The sequence below is a fragment of the Sulfurospirillum cavolei genome, assembly GCF_001548055.1.
GTDB lineage: Bacteria > Campylobacterota > Campylobacteria > Campylobacterales > Sulfurospirillaceae > Sulfurospirillum.
This window is the reverse complement of sequence record NZ_AP014724.1, coordinates 26532-41186: the sequence shown is the minus strand read 5'-3', so window position 1 is coordinate 41186 and position 14655 is coordinate 26532. Positions and strand designations below refer to the sequence as shown.

General features: G+C 44.6%; 13 protein-coding genes. 3 read left to right on the top strand and 10 right to left on the bottom strand.

Annotated features, from left to right (window positions below; all coding sequences use genetic code 11):
• Window positions 1-233: 233 nt before the first annotated feature.
• From UCH003_RS00215 to UCH003_RS00180, 8 genes are all read right to left on the bottom strand, one after another.
• On the bottom strand, window positions 234-641 hold the full coding sequence (locus UCH003_RS00215; protein ID WP_060824952.1) for a hypothetical protein: 408 nt from the start codon (window positions 639-641) through the stop codon (window positions 234-236).
• Between the two features lie 158 nt (window positions 642-799).
• A complete protein-coding gene (locus UCH003_RS00210) occupies window positions 800-1708 on the bottom strand; it encodes a LysR family transcriptional regulator (RefSeq protein WP_060824951.1) in 909 nt (302 codons plus the stop codon).
• Window positions 1709-1848: 140 nt separating this feature from the next.
• Window positions 1849-2160: a cytochrome C gene (locus UCH003_RS00205; protein ID WP_144440961.1), complete on the bottom strand. Its 312-nt coding sequence runs from the start codon at window positions 2158-2160 to the stop codon at window positions 1849-1851.
• A 101-nt stretch (window positions 2161-2261) separates the two neighbouring features.
• Complete coding sequence (locus UCH003_RS00200; protein ID WP_060824949.1) at window positions 2262-3482, bottom strand: rhodanese-like domain-containing protein; 1221 nt, start codon at window positions 3480-3482, stop codon at window positions 2262-2264.
• Window positions 3483-3508: 26 nt separating this feature from the next.
• Window positions 3509-4681, bottom strand: a complete 1173-nt coding sequence (nrfD, locus tag UCH003_RS00195) for an NrfD/PsrC family molybdoenzyme membrane anchor subunit (RefSeq protein WP_039675390.1) — start codon at window positions 4679-4681, stop codon at window positions 3509-3511.
• A 9-nt stretch (window positions 4682-4690) separates the two neighbouring features.
• Window positions 4691-5254 (bottom strand): 4Fe-4S dicluster domain-containing protein, encoded by a 564-nt coding sequence (locus tag UCH003_RS00190; protein WP_060824948.1) that lies wholly within the window; start codon window positions 5252-5254, stop codon window positions 4691-4693.
• 2 nt (window positions 5255-5256) lie between these two features.
• Window positions 5257-7596: a molybdopterin-dependent oxidoreductase gene (locus UCH003_RS00185; protein WP_060824947.1), complete on the bottom strand. Its 2340-nt coding sequence runs from the start codon at window positions 7594-7596 to the stop codon at window positions 5257-5259.
• Between the two features lie 441 nt (window positions 7597-8037).
• A complete protein-coding gene (locus UCH003_RS00180; protein ID WP_060824946.1) occupies window positions 8038-8736 on the bottom strand; it encodes a methyltransferase domain-containing protein in 699 nt (232 codons plus the stop codon).
• 293 nt (window positions 8737-9029) lie between these two features.
• Between UCH003_RS00180 and UCH003_RS00175 the strand changes: the two genes are divergently transcribed.
• The 3 genes from UCH003_RS00175 to UCH003_RS00165 are packed head-to-tail and all read left to right on the top strand — an operon-like array spanning window position 9030 to window position 11435.
• Complete coding sequence (locus UCH003_RS00175; RefSeq protein ID WP_060824945.1) at window positions 9030-10052, top strand: ribonucleotide-diphosphate reductase subunit beta; 1023 nt, start codon at window positions 9030-9032, stop codon at window positions 10050-10052.
• Window positions 10042-10773 (top strand): nitrilase-related carbon-nitrogen hydrolase, encoded by a 732-nt coding sequence (locus tag UCH003_RS00170; protein WP_060824944.1) that lies wholly within the window; start codon window positions 10042-10044, stop codon window positions 10771-10773. The genes UCH003_RS00175 and UCH003_RS00170 overlap by 11 nt, the downstream gene beginning before the upstream one ends.
• 2 nt (window positions 10774-10775) lie before the next feature.
• Entirely contained in the window at window positions 10776-11435 is a 660-nt protein-coding gene (locus tag UCH003_RS00165; protein WP_060824943.1) for a protein-L-isoaspartate(D-aspartate) O-methyltransferase, read from the top strand.
• Here the strand turns inward: UCH003_RS00165 and recJ are convergent.
• Window positions 11432-13015, bottom strand: a complete 1584-nt coding sequence (gene recJ, locus UCH003_RS00160; RefSeq protein WP_173636944.1) for a single-stranded-DNA-specific exonuclease RecJ — start codon at window positions 13013-13015, stop codon at window positions 11432-11434. The genes UCH003_RS00165 and recJ overlap by 4 nt on opposite strands.
• Window positions 13008-14651, bottom strand: a complete 1644-nt coding sequence (locus UCH003_RS00155; RefSeq protein ID WP_060826898.1) for a CTP synthase — start codon at window positions 14649-14651, stop codon at window positions 13008-13010. The genes recJ and UCH003_RS00155 overlap by 8 nt, the downstream gene beginning before the upstream one ends.
• Between the last annotated feature and the right edge of the window lie 4 nt (window positions 14652-14655).

Sequence of the window (14655 nt, the reverse complement as noted above, 5' to 3'; positions counted from 1 at the left end):
GAAGAATTACTTTTATAAGTTTTTTAAATTAAAGTAGAATCTGAGGCTCGATTTTAAGGGCTTATCATAAAAATAAAAAAAATTTATCTCTTTTATAATATTAGGTAAACTTTTTAGTATTTTTTACCATTTTAGTAAAATTTTAATGACATTTTTGCATTTTTTTAATGTATTGAATTCAGAAAAAGGAAAAAACAAGAAGAGGCATAATGCCTCTTTTGATGGATGAGAGATTATTTTTGCGCGGCTTCTTTGGTGCAATTACTACCGTCGCCTTTGAGTTCGACTTTGATCTTTTTGGCTTTTTTGGGTTGAGCATCGTTTTCGTACAAGATCGCTTTAATGTCGTTGGAGAAATTTTCAATGCAATCGCTCTTCCCTTTCGTGGTATCTAAAATCAATACGCGCGTTTCGGCTTTCGTTTGAGCGGCTTCGCTGGCATTGAGATCGCACTCTTTTTCGAGCAATCGATTGATTTTTTCGTTGAGCACTTCCAACGAGCCGTTTTGATCGTGTTGATTGGCGTAAATGATGTCTGAGACTTCTTTTTGAAAAGTCTCTACGCAATCATTGATGCGGGCTTGGTCGGCGGCGAGCATCCATGGAACGATAATCGGTAAAGTTAATATAACTTTTTTCATCTTTTCCTCCTATAATTTTTACCATTATATAATAAAATTATAAAAATATTTACTTTTATTAATTATCTTGGAAGAAACACCATAGCGTTCCGTAGAAAAAAGACGCAAAAGCGAAAAAGCCGTTTCGTGTAAGAGCAAAAATCTTGCCCTTACGCGACTTAAAAAGAGGGTTGAATGCTTTTATGGGTAAGAAAATCGGTCGTACTATCGATCAGTGCGTCTTGGACGCGATCTTTAAGACAGCAGAGGTAAAACTGACGTAAGAGTCTAATATCTTTAATTTGCGCTACATGTAAGAGTCCTTGCTTGACTTCGTCCTCGATAATATACTTAGACAATATCGAAACCGTAGGCACTCCGTTGAGCGGAGATTTTAAGAGCGTCTGTTTGATCGTCGTCGAACTGGTAGCAATTCCTTTGACGTTAAAGTTTTTACAATCCACGTCTATTTGACGGAACATTTCGTAAATCACGCGGCGCGTATTGGACTCTTCTTCACGGCAAATCCAATCAAACGTAAACAAATCTTCTTTCTTTAAAAGCGTCGGAAGTTTGCTTCGACTCACGACGACCAGTTCGTCTTCCATCCATTCTCTATACGTTATATTGGGATTGAAGATAGGCGATTCGATCAGCGCAAGATCGACTTTTTGTTGCAGTAAAAGTTCCGTCAATTCCGAAGAGGTCGCGACTTTTGTCAGTACGCGGTTGGAAATAACTTCTTGAATATCGTTTAAAAAGTCGGGCAAAATATAATTGCCGATGACCGGAGATGCGCCTAAAATAAAAAGCATCTCTTTATTGATCAGGCGTAAAACCTCTTTTTCCGTCTCTAAAATTTGCTTCTCAAGCTTGAGCAAGGCTTGATAAAGTGCCTCTCCCGCTTTCGTCAAATTGATCCCGTTTTTTTTACGATCGACGATTTGAATACTCAAATAATCTTCAAGGTATTTGATTTGCTGCGTTACGGCAGGCTGACTAATCCCCAACTTTTTAGAAGCTTTGGAGAAACTGCGTTCTCTTACGACGGTTAAAAACGTCTCAACTTTGCCAAAATCTTTAAACATAGATTGACCTATCACTCTAGAGAGTTCTTAGAAAACTCTTTTCACGCTTCTAAGGCATCGCCTAAAAAGCTATGCTAACGCCAAGTTTCCTTCGGCAGGAAGCCCACGCACCTTAGCCTCTTTGACAAGAAGCCTACATGTTAATAACACAATGCCGTATTACCGCTATCGCTAGCGTAATGATACAAAAATTCGTAAAGATGTGCGACGTCATTTTCTTTCAACGGCTTTGCCGAAGGACATAAGGTTTGCAATTCGTTCGCAAGTTGCTTCGCGTCGAATAAAGACTGCCATTCATTTTGCGTATGTTTCTTCGCCATCACGTTGCCGCTAAAACCGCAAGCCGTGCGAAAGTAACTCTTATAAAGAGTAGCACCTTGATTGATGTCCGCAAAAAGGGAAATGGTGCCGATAAGACAGAGGGTAACAAAAGCGGTAGTATATCGTTTCATGGTTTCTTCTTTACTGTTCAATCGTAACATGTAAGGGCAAATCATCGACTTGCCCTCACCTCTTTTTCCTTGACATGCCATCTTACATGTAAAGCCGAGATTTACCCTAAAGGTTCATTGACCTTGATGTCGCATTGGTTTGATTTATCGCATTTGATATTGGCATCAAAATAGAATATCTTACTCACGTCTATTTTTGCGCCTTGTAATTTCAAAAAGGCTTCCATCGATCTTCCGCCTGCGGAGCAATTCAGAATCACGACTTTTCCTTTAGGTAATTTTGCTGCAAATTCTTGTGCGCTTAATTTCCCCGCTTCGATATTGATCGCGCCTTTAATATGTCCGTTGGCGTATTCGGATTGGCTTCTCACGTCAATGATTGCGACATTACTCGGTACGGTTCCTGCCATGATATGGGCTTTATACCATTCACCGTCCACGGTTCCTTCATCAGCTCCTAATTTTATACCTTCAACGAAGGCATCTTTTTTAGGTGTTTCTGCTTTAGCTTCTACTTTTTTTACACCGCCTGCGGTTGTTTGGTTACCCGATTCTTTCCATTCCGGGTATCCTCCGGCGTAGACGCTTATTTTTTTGTAGCCTAAGGTTTCAAGTTTTTTTGCCAAGTTATGTGATTTTGCGCAATCGTATCCTTCACAGAAGGTGATAATCGAGGTTGTTTTATCGCTTGGCAAGCGTCCGATAAATTTATCGACATCGGCGTCATGGATATGCATCGCTCCGGGAATACTTCCGGCAAGGTATTTAGCGTAGGGGCGTGCATCGATCAAGAGTGCGCTTTCGTTTTTAAATGCTGCTTGAGCTACGGGCGTTCCTACTTCTAAGTAACTTTTTGTTTTCCATTCAGGTTCACCGGCTTGGTAAAGTTTTACGTTGGTATAGCCTTTACCTTTAAGGTATCCTGCAACGATCGGGCTTTTTTCACATTCCCAGCCGCCGCAATAGACGATAATCTCTTTATCTTTTGCTACTTTCTCCAATTGTCCGATATATTTCTCTATTTCGGTATCGGGAATATTAAGGCTAGAGGGAATCGTCCCTGCTAGGTATTTTGGGTGCGGTCTTGCATCGATCAAGAGTGCTTTTGCGCCGCCTCGCGTTCCGTTTCCGATCGCTGCTGCTACGTAATCGTACGTTACGTTCTCCAAGCGGTATTGTTCGATCAAGCTTTTAACTTTTGCGCTGGGTTCTGTTTGTACTTTCTCTACCGCTGCTTGGCTCGCTTCGGGTTGGCTACTTGCGCACCCTCCGAACAAAAGCCCCGCTACGATCACGCTACTTGCTATACTTCTTAGTCTCATGTTTATCGCTCCTTTATGATTGGGGTTTAGTGATGCGTCTCTTCACTTTCGTCTAAATTAAAAATTTTATCGGCGAAATAGTACATAATCAATGAAAGCCCTATGCCTCCAAAACCGATCATAAACTCCGTCGCGGAAGGAAAGTAGTCGACAAAGCTAGGAGCCAATTGGTATTCGGCGCGTTTAAGCGTCGTCATCGGATATAAAAGCGTATCGTGCACCAAACCGTAACGCATAAAGAAGATACCGACCATACCCGTAATCGAAGCGTAAACGGTTGCTTTGATCGCTTGCGCGTTACTGACCAAAATAACGACGAAAGGAATGAGCATACCGAGGGTTAATTCTCCAAACCAAAAGTTAGGATGCTTGATCGCGTGCATAATCGTTGCGGCACGTTCAGGCATATCGCCGTACAATGCGGTTAAAATTTTCCACACTTCAAAAAAGATCAAGACGGCTAAGAGCATTCCTAAAATTTTAGAGAGCTTGACCAACATCACGCGCACTTTTTCAGGGAAGTTCATTTTGTATTTGAATCCGTACATCAAAAAGATCAAATAACATCCCGTAATCATCGCGGAAAGGATAAAATAAACAGGGTAAAATACGCCGTTAGCGGAAGGTCGTGAAATCAAAAATCCAAAAACGGCACCCAGATTCGAGTGCGCCGCAAGTCCCACCAAAAGACCGCAAATACCGAAAATTTTTGAAAACGTATGGTTCTCTTTAATCGCTAAAAAGAAAAATTCCAAACAAATAAACGTCAAATACAAACCGTAAAGCGTTCCCATCCACCAAATAGCGGACGTCAAACCGGGCGTTAAGACGTTGTAAATAAGCATCGTCACCGGATGCCCGATCTCTAAACCAATGACCGCAAAACCCGAACTAATCGTAATAATCGCACCCGCAATCGCGCGTTTGCCGATTTGTTGAAACTCTTTAATTCCAAATACGTGTCCGATAGAAGAGATAATACAAAGCCCCGTACTGGAGACGACGAAAAAGACGTACATCGAAATCAAAAGTCCCCAAGGATGCTGACGCGTCACGTTATACGCATGGTGTCCGTGCAAAATATAGATGACCGCTCCCGCAAAAAAAGCGGCGACGAGTGCTACGGTTACAAACGCCATGAGTAAATTCAAAGGCGTCTTTTCAAACGAAAAGAGGTTTTTTAAAGAAATCGCATTCATGGCGCGCTCCTACAAAATATAAAATAGTTTTGGTTTCGTACCCAAGTGCTCTTTGACTCGGCGGTACTCGTGTTTGGCCAATAGTTGTGAAATTTCGCTATTGGGGTCGTCCAAATCGCCGAATACGCGAACTTTCGTCGGACAGGTCGCTTGACATGCCGTCGTCGTTTCGCCGTTGGCGAGTCTGGTATCGGAACAAAACGTACACTTATCGACGGTCATCGTTCGTTGATCGACATAACGTGCATCGTACGGACATGCATTGATACAATACGTACACAAAATACATCGCGTCGGATCGACCATGACCATTCCATCAGGACTGTAATGCGTCGCATTGGTCGGACATACCAGTTGGCACGGCGCATTTTCACAATGCTGGCATTGGCTTGGATGATAGGTTTGCGAAGCGATCGAAATATTCGGATATTCGCCCTCCGCCTCTTTGACGCCGACCCAAATTCGATAGTGATCGGGCAACAACAATACGCCGTTTTCTTCTTTACATGCGCTTTCGCATGCTCTACAGTTAATACAATTTTTGTAATTAAGTGCCATTCCGTAACGTGCCATAATTAAACCTTTCTAATTGCTACGATGGTGTCGTGAAGACAGGATGATCCGTGCATCGGTTCAATTCCGTCTTCGAGTATTTTTGCGTCGTTACCGCCGTTATTGTGCGCCAAATGAAGCGCGCTGGAACTGACGCCGAATCCGTGAACGAAAAAGAGCGTATCGGGTCCGATTTTTTCGGTCGGATACGCTTTAATCGTCGTTTTTCCTACCGGACTCGATACTTCGAGCTTGTCGCCGAACTGAATGCCCATTTTCAATGCAACCCTTTTATTGATCCATGCGTAATTTTCGGGAACTAAATTGAGCAGTAAACGGTTATTGGCCGTACCCGATTGCGTAAATTGCGCGTGGCGTCCGGTAATAAAACGGAATTTTCCTTCCGGAATCGCCATCTCATACTCTTTTTTCCAAACGGGCATCGCGTCGATACCTTTTTTCGTAAGCGAATCGAGCACGCATTCGATTTTACCGGAAGGCGTATTGAACTTCAAATTACGAACCGAATACGCGCGCTTATGCTCCGGATAGTACTCGTAATCGTTGACGCCCGTTTTTTTGAAGTATTCGTTCATATTGGGGTAGAAAACGCCTTTTTCTTTGAGGATTTCCGCCGCGCCTTCGTATTTTTCGACGGCATGTACGTTGAGCTCTTCTTGATCGTGGGCAAACGCTTTCGTGAGGTCGAATTCCGCGTATACCGTCTCTTCGTCATCGTCTTCAATAGCGCTTTGAACGTCTTCGTCGTATTTTTTCGTAATTTCAAAAAGCGGTTTTGAGATTTTTGCGCTCAACCCTCGCATAATTTCCATCACGGGTTTGCTCTCAAACATCGGTTCGACGACTTTGTTACGTTGAGCGATGGAAGGCTCTATGCCGCCGTAAGAGACGACCGGATCGGTACGTTCCAAGTAATTACATTCCGGTAAAACGACGTCGCTTAGCATGACCGTATCGCTCGGCATCGTATCGATCGTGACGACGAGATCCAGTTTTTTCAAAAACTCTTCGGTTTTTTTCGCATTAGGCATGTTGTGCATCGGGTTGTGTTTGTAGTTAAAGAGTGCTCGAATCGGATAAGGATTTCGACCCTCTAACACCATATTTCTGAAAGCGACCCACGAGCCTGAACCGCCCACAACCGCGGCTTCTTTGGACTCGATACGCGGTTTGGCTTGTGCATACATCGGAGCAGGGACTTCATGCTCGACAAGCGGTAAGCTTTTACCGAAGCAAATACCGCCTTTGACGTCTACGCCGCCGCCGAGGGCAGAGAAAAGTGCCATGGCACGTCGAAGTTGAAAGTCGTTTTTCGACCACGTCGTACGTCTACCTTGGTAATAAACCGCTTGTGGAGCCGCCGCCATAAACTCGCGTGCAACTTCGTAAATGTCTTTGGCTTTGATACCCGTAATTTTTTCCGCCCACTCCGGCGTATAATTGTTACTTAAGATATGCTCTTTGTATGTTTCGAATCCGTTGAAGTAATTCTCGACAAAGGCTTTATTGTAACGCTCTTCTTTAATAGCAACGTACGTCAATGCCAAAACAAACGCCAAATCGGTTCCGACGTTAATCGCCAACCATTTATCGCTTTTGGCTGCCGTATTCGTAAAGCGAGGATCGACACATACCAGCTTCGCGCCGCGACCGTTTGTACGTTTGAAAAAGTCCATCGTATCGGGTGTTACGATCGCTTCGGCACGGTTGGCACCTGCCATAATGACGTATTTGGCGTTATCCAAATCCGCTTGACCGTAACCGCCGATCGTAAGCGAATACCCCGAAACCGTCGTTGCCAAACACAAACTAGCGTGATTTAAAAAGTGGGAAGAGCCAAAAAGCGTGAAAAACGTTTTAAACGTATGTTCCGCCATACCCTCGCCCGCACAAAACGCGACGGTCGAACGGTTGTCTTTTTCTTCGTCCAAAATCTTTGTGAGTTTCTCGTTAATGTACGCATACGCTTCGTCCCACGTAACACGTTTGAACTTACCGCTACCCTTTTCACCGTCGCGAATCAAAGGGTATTTTAAACGATCGGGATCGTAGAGGGCTTGAATACCCGAATTACCGCGTGCGCAAAGCATATTTCTGGATTTCGGAAATAACGGGTTCGGATCGAGTTTTTCGACGACGCCGTTTCTGACATGTGCAATTGCCGCGCATTTATTGACGCACATTTCACAGAGCGTCGCTACCTTTTTAGTGTCATTGCCGATTTTCTTAGCAGGGGCACTCGCACTTGCAATCATAGAAGAAGTGCTTAAACTGACTCCTCCTACGACCGACATTGCTACGCTCCCTTGAAGAAATCTCCTTCGTGAGATCTCTACTTTCATCGCTTCTCCTTGTTGTCTTTGGACTTTAAGGTTAGAGCAAAACCGCTCCCCCGAAAAGTGCCTCTTTGTCCTTCCATTGTAAAGGTTAAATCTTAGAAGAAACTTACAATTTCGAGAGATTAAAAGCCCTAAAATAGGAGTTTGGAGCGGAATGCCCTATTTATCGAGATTGGAAATACAAAAAAAATTTTACGTTTTTTGCTTTTTTCACTCAAAAAAGTAAATTTTTATAAACTTTTTGGAGAAAAATATTTTAATTTTTACCAAAAATGACGTAATAAATCAAAATAATTTGTTTAAGCTTTTTTAATAATAAGCCCTAGTTATGGGGATTTTTCTAACTTTTACTTATGTTTATTATAAATAAATTGATATAAAAACTCTTTTTGTAAAAAGTTAATAATTTTTAACTATTATAATTATATTAATTAACTGTAATAATTAAGCTTTGGAAGGAGTACCCCACACAAAAAGTACCTCAAACTCCAAATGGCATTGCGGGTAATTTTGAATGAGCTGTTTGGTCTGTGCGACGCTAAGGCGTTTTTGACCGCCGCTGACGCCGCTTTTTTTAATGTAACGAAATAAAGAGAGGGTGTCTTCAAAGAAGAGCTCAAAGGTTTTGATTTCAAACCGACATGTAAAGCGTTGCTCGATCATTTTCCTAAGCTCTTTTGCATTGGGAAGAAACGAAGGCAACCCGCTAAGGTCGTAAAGCGTTTGAAACGTTCGATCGGTAAAAACGGCAAAAGCAATTTCGTGCGTCCGCGTTGCAACGTACGCTAAAAGGGCTTCGAGATCATTCGCCCATTGCAACGCGGACGACGAAATCAAAAGATCGCAAGGCAGAAACGCCTGCAATACTTCTTGCGATTCAAAATCATCGCATACGACTTCGATCGTATCGTTTTTGGGATGCAACGCGCACATGGCGGGTGCACTGTCGATGCCGACGAAACGTTCGTAGTTCCACGGCAAACGTTTGCACACCGCACCGCTACCGCATCCTAAATCGACTACGCGAGCGGCTCGAGCGGTAATTCCGGCAATCAAATAATCGGCAATAGATTGTTGAAGGGCATTATGTGCATCGTAACGGTACGCGTTTTTGGAAAATTCGTGAACATGCTTGGCTATCATGACGTGGATTTTACCATGAGAGGGCTAAAACTTAAGACACTTAATGCACAAAAAGTTCGAGAGAATATGAGTGTTACGCCGACATATAAGCCTCAAAACATGCAAACTATTGGTCTTCTTTTCATCTCTTAATGCATCGCGAGTCTATAGAATTAAGGAATTTTCGATAAAATAACCTCTTATTTCAACACCCTATACTATCGTAGACCGTGCAAAGCTACGATCGCGGCATGAACCGATCGTATCGGTTTTTATCGCGTTTAACGTCAAACACAACTACAAGGAAAATGCCGATGGAGCGCAAAAAAATTTATAACCCAAACTCGGATGAAAGTTTACAAGATCGCAAAATTTTCGGCGGTAATCCGCACGGTATTTTAAATTTTACCAAAGCCAAATACACGTGGGCCCTCAAACTTTGGGATATGATGGAAGCCAACACGTGGTTTCCGCGCGAAGTCGATACCACGAAAGACGTCATCGACTACAGCCGCAATTTGACCGACGCGGAAAAGCGCATGTACGATTTGGTATGGTCGCAACTCATCAGTATGGACAGTTTCCAAACCAACAATCTTGCCGACAATATCAATCCCTACATCAGTGCGCCCGAAATTAACGCATGCTTGGCACGACAAGCTTACGAAGAGGCGAACCATTCCAAGTCGTATGCCGTCATGGTCGAAGCGATTTGCGACAATACCGACCTGATCTATGAAATGGAAAAACACGACGACGTGCTACGCCGTAAAAACGACTATATCTCCAGCGTTTACGAAGAGCTAGCAGGCGACGTGACCGAAGAAAAACTGGTCTTAGCGATGTTTGCCAATCAAATCTTGGAAGGGCTCTATTTTTACTCCGGATTTACGGCAATCTATGCTTTGGCGCGCGCAGGGAGAATGCTCGGAAGTGCTCAGATGATTCGCTTTATTCAACGCGACGAAATTACGCATCTTTTGTTATTTCAAAACATGATTAATTCCGTCCGAAAAGAGCGACCCGATCTCTTTACGGACGCACTTAAAGCTAAAGTGTACGAGATGTTCGAAAAAGCCGGAGAGTTGGAAATCGAATGGGGTAAATACATCACGCGAAACCAAATTATGGGCTTTACCGACGACATTATCGAAACCTATATTCACTACCTGATCGACGATCGCTTAAGTGCCGTCGGATTTGAGAAACGCTACAACGTCAAGCATCCGATCAAATGGGTCGACGACTTCTCAAAATTTAACGACCAAAAGACCAACTTCTTTGAAGGCAACGTCTCCAACTACAGTAAAGGAAGCCTCTCTTTCGATGATTTCTAATCCCACGCTTTGCGCCCTTCAGTTTGCATACGAAGGGCACTCTTTTGAAGAAAATTTTGCAACGCTCTCATCATTGGTATCGCAAACGCCCGATCACGGTATCGTTTTAGCACCGGAACTCTGTTTAAGCGGCTACAGTTACGATCGTATGCACGAAGCGGCGGCATTTAGTCATAATATGCTTCCCAAACTTGCCAAGCTCTCGCATTTGAAAACCTTAGGTCTCACGCTCATCGAAAGAAAAGAGAACTGTTTTTTCAATACCTTTCATCTCTTTTGCGACGGACACCTCGTCTACACGCAAGCAAAAGCCAAGCTCTTCGCATTGGGCGATGAAATGCGCTATTTTCACGCGGGCAAGCTCGAAGATATTCGTATCGTCCAAATCGAAGGAATAAAAATTGCTGTATTGATTTGCTTTGAATTACGATTTCCCGCTTTATGGGAACGCATCAAGGGAGCAGACGTGATTTTAGTTCCCGCGTATTGGGGCAAACAACGCAAAGACCATTTCGAAACGCTCGGCTCGGCATTAGCGATCGCCGACCAGTCTTACGTCATATGTGCAAATAGTTCGGACGATTCGATGGCGGCTTCTAGCGGGATTATTACGCCTTTCGGCGAAGCGTACCGTGACGATCAAAAAAGTGTTCTTACGCACGCTTTTGATCGACATGAAATTCAAACAATGCGACGATATATTAATATAGGATTGGCGTGAGTATGTCTCAAACGGCTCATTTTAAAGACAAAATTCGCTTTCAAAAAAACAAAAAAATGGCGGATGAAATCGCCAAAATTTTCCCCTTAAGCCCTTCCGTTTACGAGGCGTTTTGCCAAAGTGAACGCGAATTGTTCGTGCCCCAAGGCATGGCATTGCACGCTTACCGGCTCGATGCACTTCCTTTAGCATCCAATCAATGGATCAGTTCGCCTCTAACGGTTGCCAAAATGACCGAAGCACTCAGATGTCAAGGAGCCGATAGCGTTTTGGAAATCGGTTGCGGAAGCGGATACCAAGCATTGATTCTAAGCAAAGTTATTCGCCGCGTCTTTACGATAGAGCGCATCGAACGACTTTTGAAAGAAGCCAGAGAGCGTTTTAAACTTTTGGGTATCTCATCGATTCACACGCGCTTTGACGACGGACAAAACGGTTGGAGGGAGTTTGCTCCGTTTGATCGTATTTTGTTTTCCGCCTCAATCGCCCAAGTGCCTCAAAAAATTTTCGATCAGCTCAAAATCGGCGGTATTTTAGTAGCACCTATCGAAAAAGGCGACCGACAAGTTATCATGCGTTACACCAAAACACACGACGGCTTGAACAAAGAGACGCTTGAAGAGTGCCTCTTTGTTCCCGTCAAAGACGGTAGAGAGTTTTAATACTTTCGTACGATCTGTTTGATCAACAGTTGCGGTGTTACAAGCCCGCGGTAGTCGTTGCGCGAAACCGTAAATAAAATATCCACGCGATCGCCTTGTTTGACGCGTAGATCGTAATTAAAAAAGATCGCCTCCAAGGCATTGCTTCCCTCTTGCAAAATCAGCTTTAAATGTTGCGAATCTCTTCCGATCAAACGATCGACCTTCACCGAGATATTACGCAGCAAAAAGCTCGGTTTCGGGTTTTTTTGCCCGAAAGGCTCTTGATTCTCCAAAATCTCCAATAACTCGAAATCGATCTGATCGGCACTGATTTCACCTAAAAGATCACTATCGGATTCTAACATCTCTTGGGTAAAATGCGCACATGCTTGCTCTAAATTGTATTTAAACCGTTCCAAGTTCGCAATTTCGATCGACACGCCCGCCGCACCTTTATGTCCGCCGTAACCGAGCAACATCGACTCTTGCGAGCGAATCAACTCTAAAATGTCGACGTCTCCGACACCTCTAGCACTTCCTTTGGCTTTATCGTCTTTGATCGAAAAAACGATAGCGGGTTTTTTAAACCGTTTGGAAAGCCGTGAAGCAACGATGCCCACGATACCCTCATGCCACTCTTCGCCCCACGCCACGATAATGTTCGCCTCTTCGTTGACATGTAAAAGCGTCGACTCGAATAAAAGCCGTTCTTCTTCTTTGCGCGCTTCGTTTAAAGAGACGATATAATCGAGTTTTTGTAAAGCTTCGTCCACATTGCGCGTTTTTAAAAACGTATAGGAAAACTTTGCGTCTTCCATACGTCCGGAGCTATTAATAAGCGGAGCGATGAGAAACGAAATATCGTCCGCTTCCAAAGTCGCTTTGCCGAAATAACGTTTAATCGCCTCAAATGCGGCTCGTTTGGAGTGGTTGAGCTCGACAATGCCTTTTTTGACCATCACGCGGTTCATTCCGACCAGTTCCATCATGTCGGCAAGAATGGCGATGCACAAAAGGTCTAAGAACCCCGACAAATCGTACTCGATGCCCATCTCTTCTTTTAAGGAAGCGACCAAATACCATGCGACCTGTGCGCCGCAAATCTCGCAATGCGGAAAATCGCAATCTGCTTGCTTGGGGTTGACGATCGCAAAAGCGTCGGGCAAAACCGAAGGAACGCTGTGGTGATCGGTAATAATCAAATCGATACCGCGTTCTTTACAAATTTGCGCCGCTTCCACCGCCGAAATGCCGTTATCGACCGTAATAATTACCGAAACGTCGAGTTTTGAGACAATATCGGGATTGAGCCCGTATCCGTCCGTAAAACGATTGGGAATCACAAGCGTATACGCCACGCCGACATCGTCCAAAAATTGACTCAAAATCACCGAAGAGATGACCCCGTCAACGTCGTAATCGCCTACAATCGCAATGCGCTCTTGATCGCGTATCGCTTGCGCGATGCGTTTGGAAGCACGTCCGATATCTTTTAAGGAGGAGGGTTTAGGGATTTCTCCTAAACGGGTACACCCGTCATTTTCAAACCGGCTTTGTAAAATCTTCCTAATCTCCTCTTTCGTGAGCAGGCTAGCCATTCGTTTGGCGTTGCGCCAAAGCGGCTTTTGCAAACGCACGTACGGTTTTATTGGGGTTGGTTAAACGCGACGTAAATTCCGGATGAAATTGCACGCCTAAAAACCACGGATGCCCTTTGAGCTCGACTGCTTCGATCAAACCGTCGCTCTCTCCGCTCACCACAAGTCCCGCTTTTTCAAACGCTTCGCGATAGACGGGATTGGCTTCGTAGCGATGACGATGACGTTCGCGAATCACGGAAGCGCCTTCGTACACGTTGCGTAAAAGCGAGCCCTCTTTGGTTTGGCATTCGTATCCGCCCAAGCGCATCGTACCGCCCAAAGGACTTCGCACGGTGCGAAGCTGTTTTTGACCGCTGGCATCGATAAACGAGTCGATCAAATAGATAATCGGATTTTGACATGTAGGATTGAATTCCGCCGAATTGGCGTCTTCGAGATGCAACACGTTACGTGCGAATTCGATCATCGCAAGTTGCATTCCCAAACAAATGCCAAGATACGGGATTTGATGTTCCCTTGCGTAGCGAATCGCCGCCATTTTACCGACCACGCCGCGTTCTCCAAATCCGCCTGCGACCAAGATGCCGTCGACGTCGGAGAGAATATCATCGCACCCTTTCTCTTCAATCACTTCCGAATCGACCCAGCGAATTTTGACTTTCGCGTTGAGATGCGCTCCGGCGTGAATCAACGATTCGGTTAAGGATTTGTAAGACTCTTTGAGATCAAGGTATTTGCCGACAAAAGCGATCATCAGCTCGTCGCGAGGCGCAATGACGCGTTTGACCAACACGTCCCATTCGTCCATATGCGGCGTCAATTCGCCAAGCCCCAAAGTTTCCGAAATCGGCGTTAAGATGTTTTCTTTTAAAAAATTGAGCGGTACTTGGTAAATTGTCGTCGCATCCAAACATTCGATGACCGAATTACGCTCGACGCCACACGAAAAGGCAAGTTTGTTTTTCAACTCTTTGGGAAGCGGATATTCGGAGCGGCAGATTAACATGTCAGGCGTAATACCGATACGGCGAAGCTCTTGAACGGAGTGCTGCGTCGGCTTGGTTTTAAGCTCACCTGCGGCTTTGATGAACGGAACCAACGTCAGATGAATGTTCATCGCGCGTCCGCGTCCCAGCTCGCTTCGTAACGATCGAATCGCCTCTAAAAACGGCAAACCCTCGATGTCGCCGACCGTACCGCCGATCTCGACGATGAGAATGTCTTTGCCTTTGCCCGCCTCTTTGATGCGGTTGGCGATTTCATCGACGATATGCGGAATAACCTGAATCGTCTTTCCCAAATAATCGCCTCTACGCTCTTTTTCGATAACCGACGAATAAACGCGACCCGTCGTAAAATTGTTGGCTTGCGTGAGGTTCTCGTCCAAGAAACGCTCGTAATGCCCCAAATCCAAATCCGTCTCCGCCCCGTCGTCCGTAACGAAAACTTCACCGTGCTCGAGCGGACTCATCGTACCGGGATCGACGTTGATGTAAGGATCGGCTTTTAAAATGCTGACTTTAAAACCGACGTTTTTAAGGAGTGTAGAGATACTCGCCGCCGCAATACCCTTGCCTAAGGAGCTTAAAACGCCCCCCGTAATGAAAATATACTTCGTCTCATGGTTGGACATCATC

Bases quoted from the DNA above. Each gene is read 5' to 3' on its own strand.
- UCH003_RS00215 (WP_060824952.1), bottom strand. From the start codon at position 641: ATGAAAAAAGTTATATTAACTTTACCGATTATCGTTCCATGGATGCTC.
- UCH003_RS00210 (WP_060824951.1), bottom strand. From the start codon at position 1,708: ATGTTTAAAGATTTTGGCAAAGTTGAGACGTTTTTAACCGTCGTAAGA.
- UCH003_RS00205 (WP_144440961.1), bottom strand. From the start codon at position 2,160: ATGAAACGATATACTACCGCTTTTGTTACCCTCTGTCTTATCGGCACC.
- UCH003_RS00200 (WP_060824949.1), bottom strand. From the start codon at position 3,482: ATGAGACTAAGAAGTATAGCAAGTAGCGTGATCGTAGCGGGGCTTTTG.
- nrfD (WP_039675390.1), bottom strand. From the start codon at position 4,681: ATGAATGCGATTTCTTTAAAAAACCTCTTTTCGTTTGAAAAGACGCCT.
- UCH003_RS00190 (WP_060824948.1), bottom strand. From the start codon at position 5,254: ATGGCACGTTACGGAATGGCACTTAATTACAAAAATTGTATTAACTGT.
- UCH003_RS00185 (WP_060824947.1), bottom strand. From the start codon at position 7,596: ATGAAAGTAGAGATCTCACGAAGGAGATTTCTTCAAGGGAGCGTAGCA.
- UCH003_RS00180 (WP_060824946.1), bottom strand. From the start codon at position 8,736: ATGATAGCCAAGCATGTTCACGAATTTTCCAAAAACGCGTACCGTTAC.
- UCH003_RS00175 (WP_060824945.1), top strand. From the start codon at position 9,030: ATGGAGCGCAAAAAAATTTATAACCCAAACTCGGATGAAAGTTTACAA.
- UCH003_RS00170 (WP_060824944.1), top strand. From the start codon at position 10,042: ATGATTTCTAATCCCACGCTTTGCGCCCTTCAGTTTGCATACGAAGGG.
- UCH003_RS00165 (WP_060824943.1), top strand. From the start codon at position 10,776: ATGTCTCAAACGGCTCATTTTAAAGACAAAATTCGCTTTCAAAAAAAC.
- recJ (WP_173636944.1), bottom strand. From the start codon at position 13,015: ATGGCTAGCCTGCTCACGAAAGAGGAGATTAGGAAGATTTTACAAAGC.
- UCH003_RS00155 (WP_060826898.1), bottom strand. From the start codon at position 14,651: ATGTCCAACCATGAGACGAAGTATATTTTCATTACGGGGGGCGTTTTA.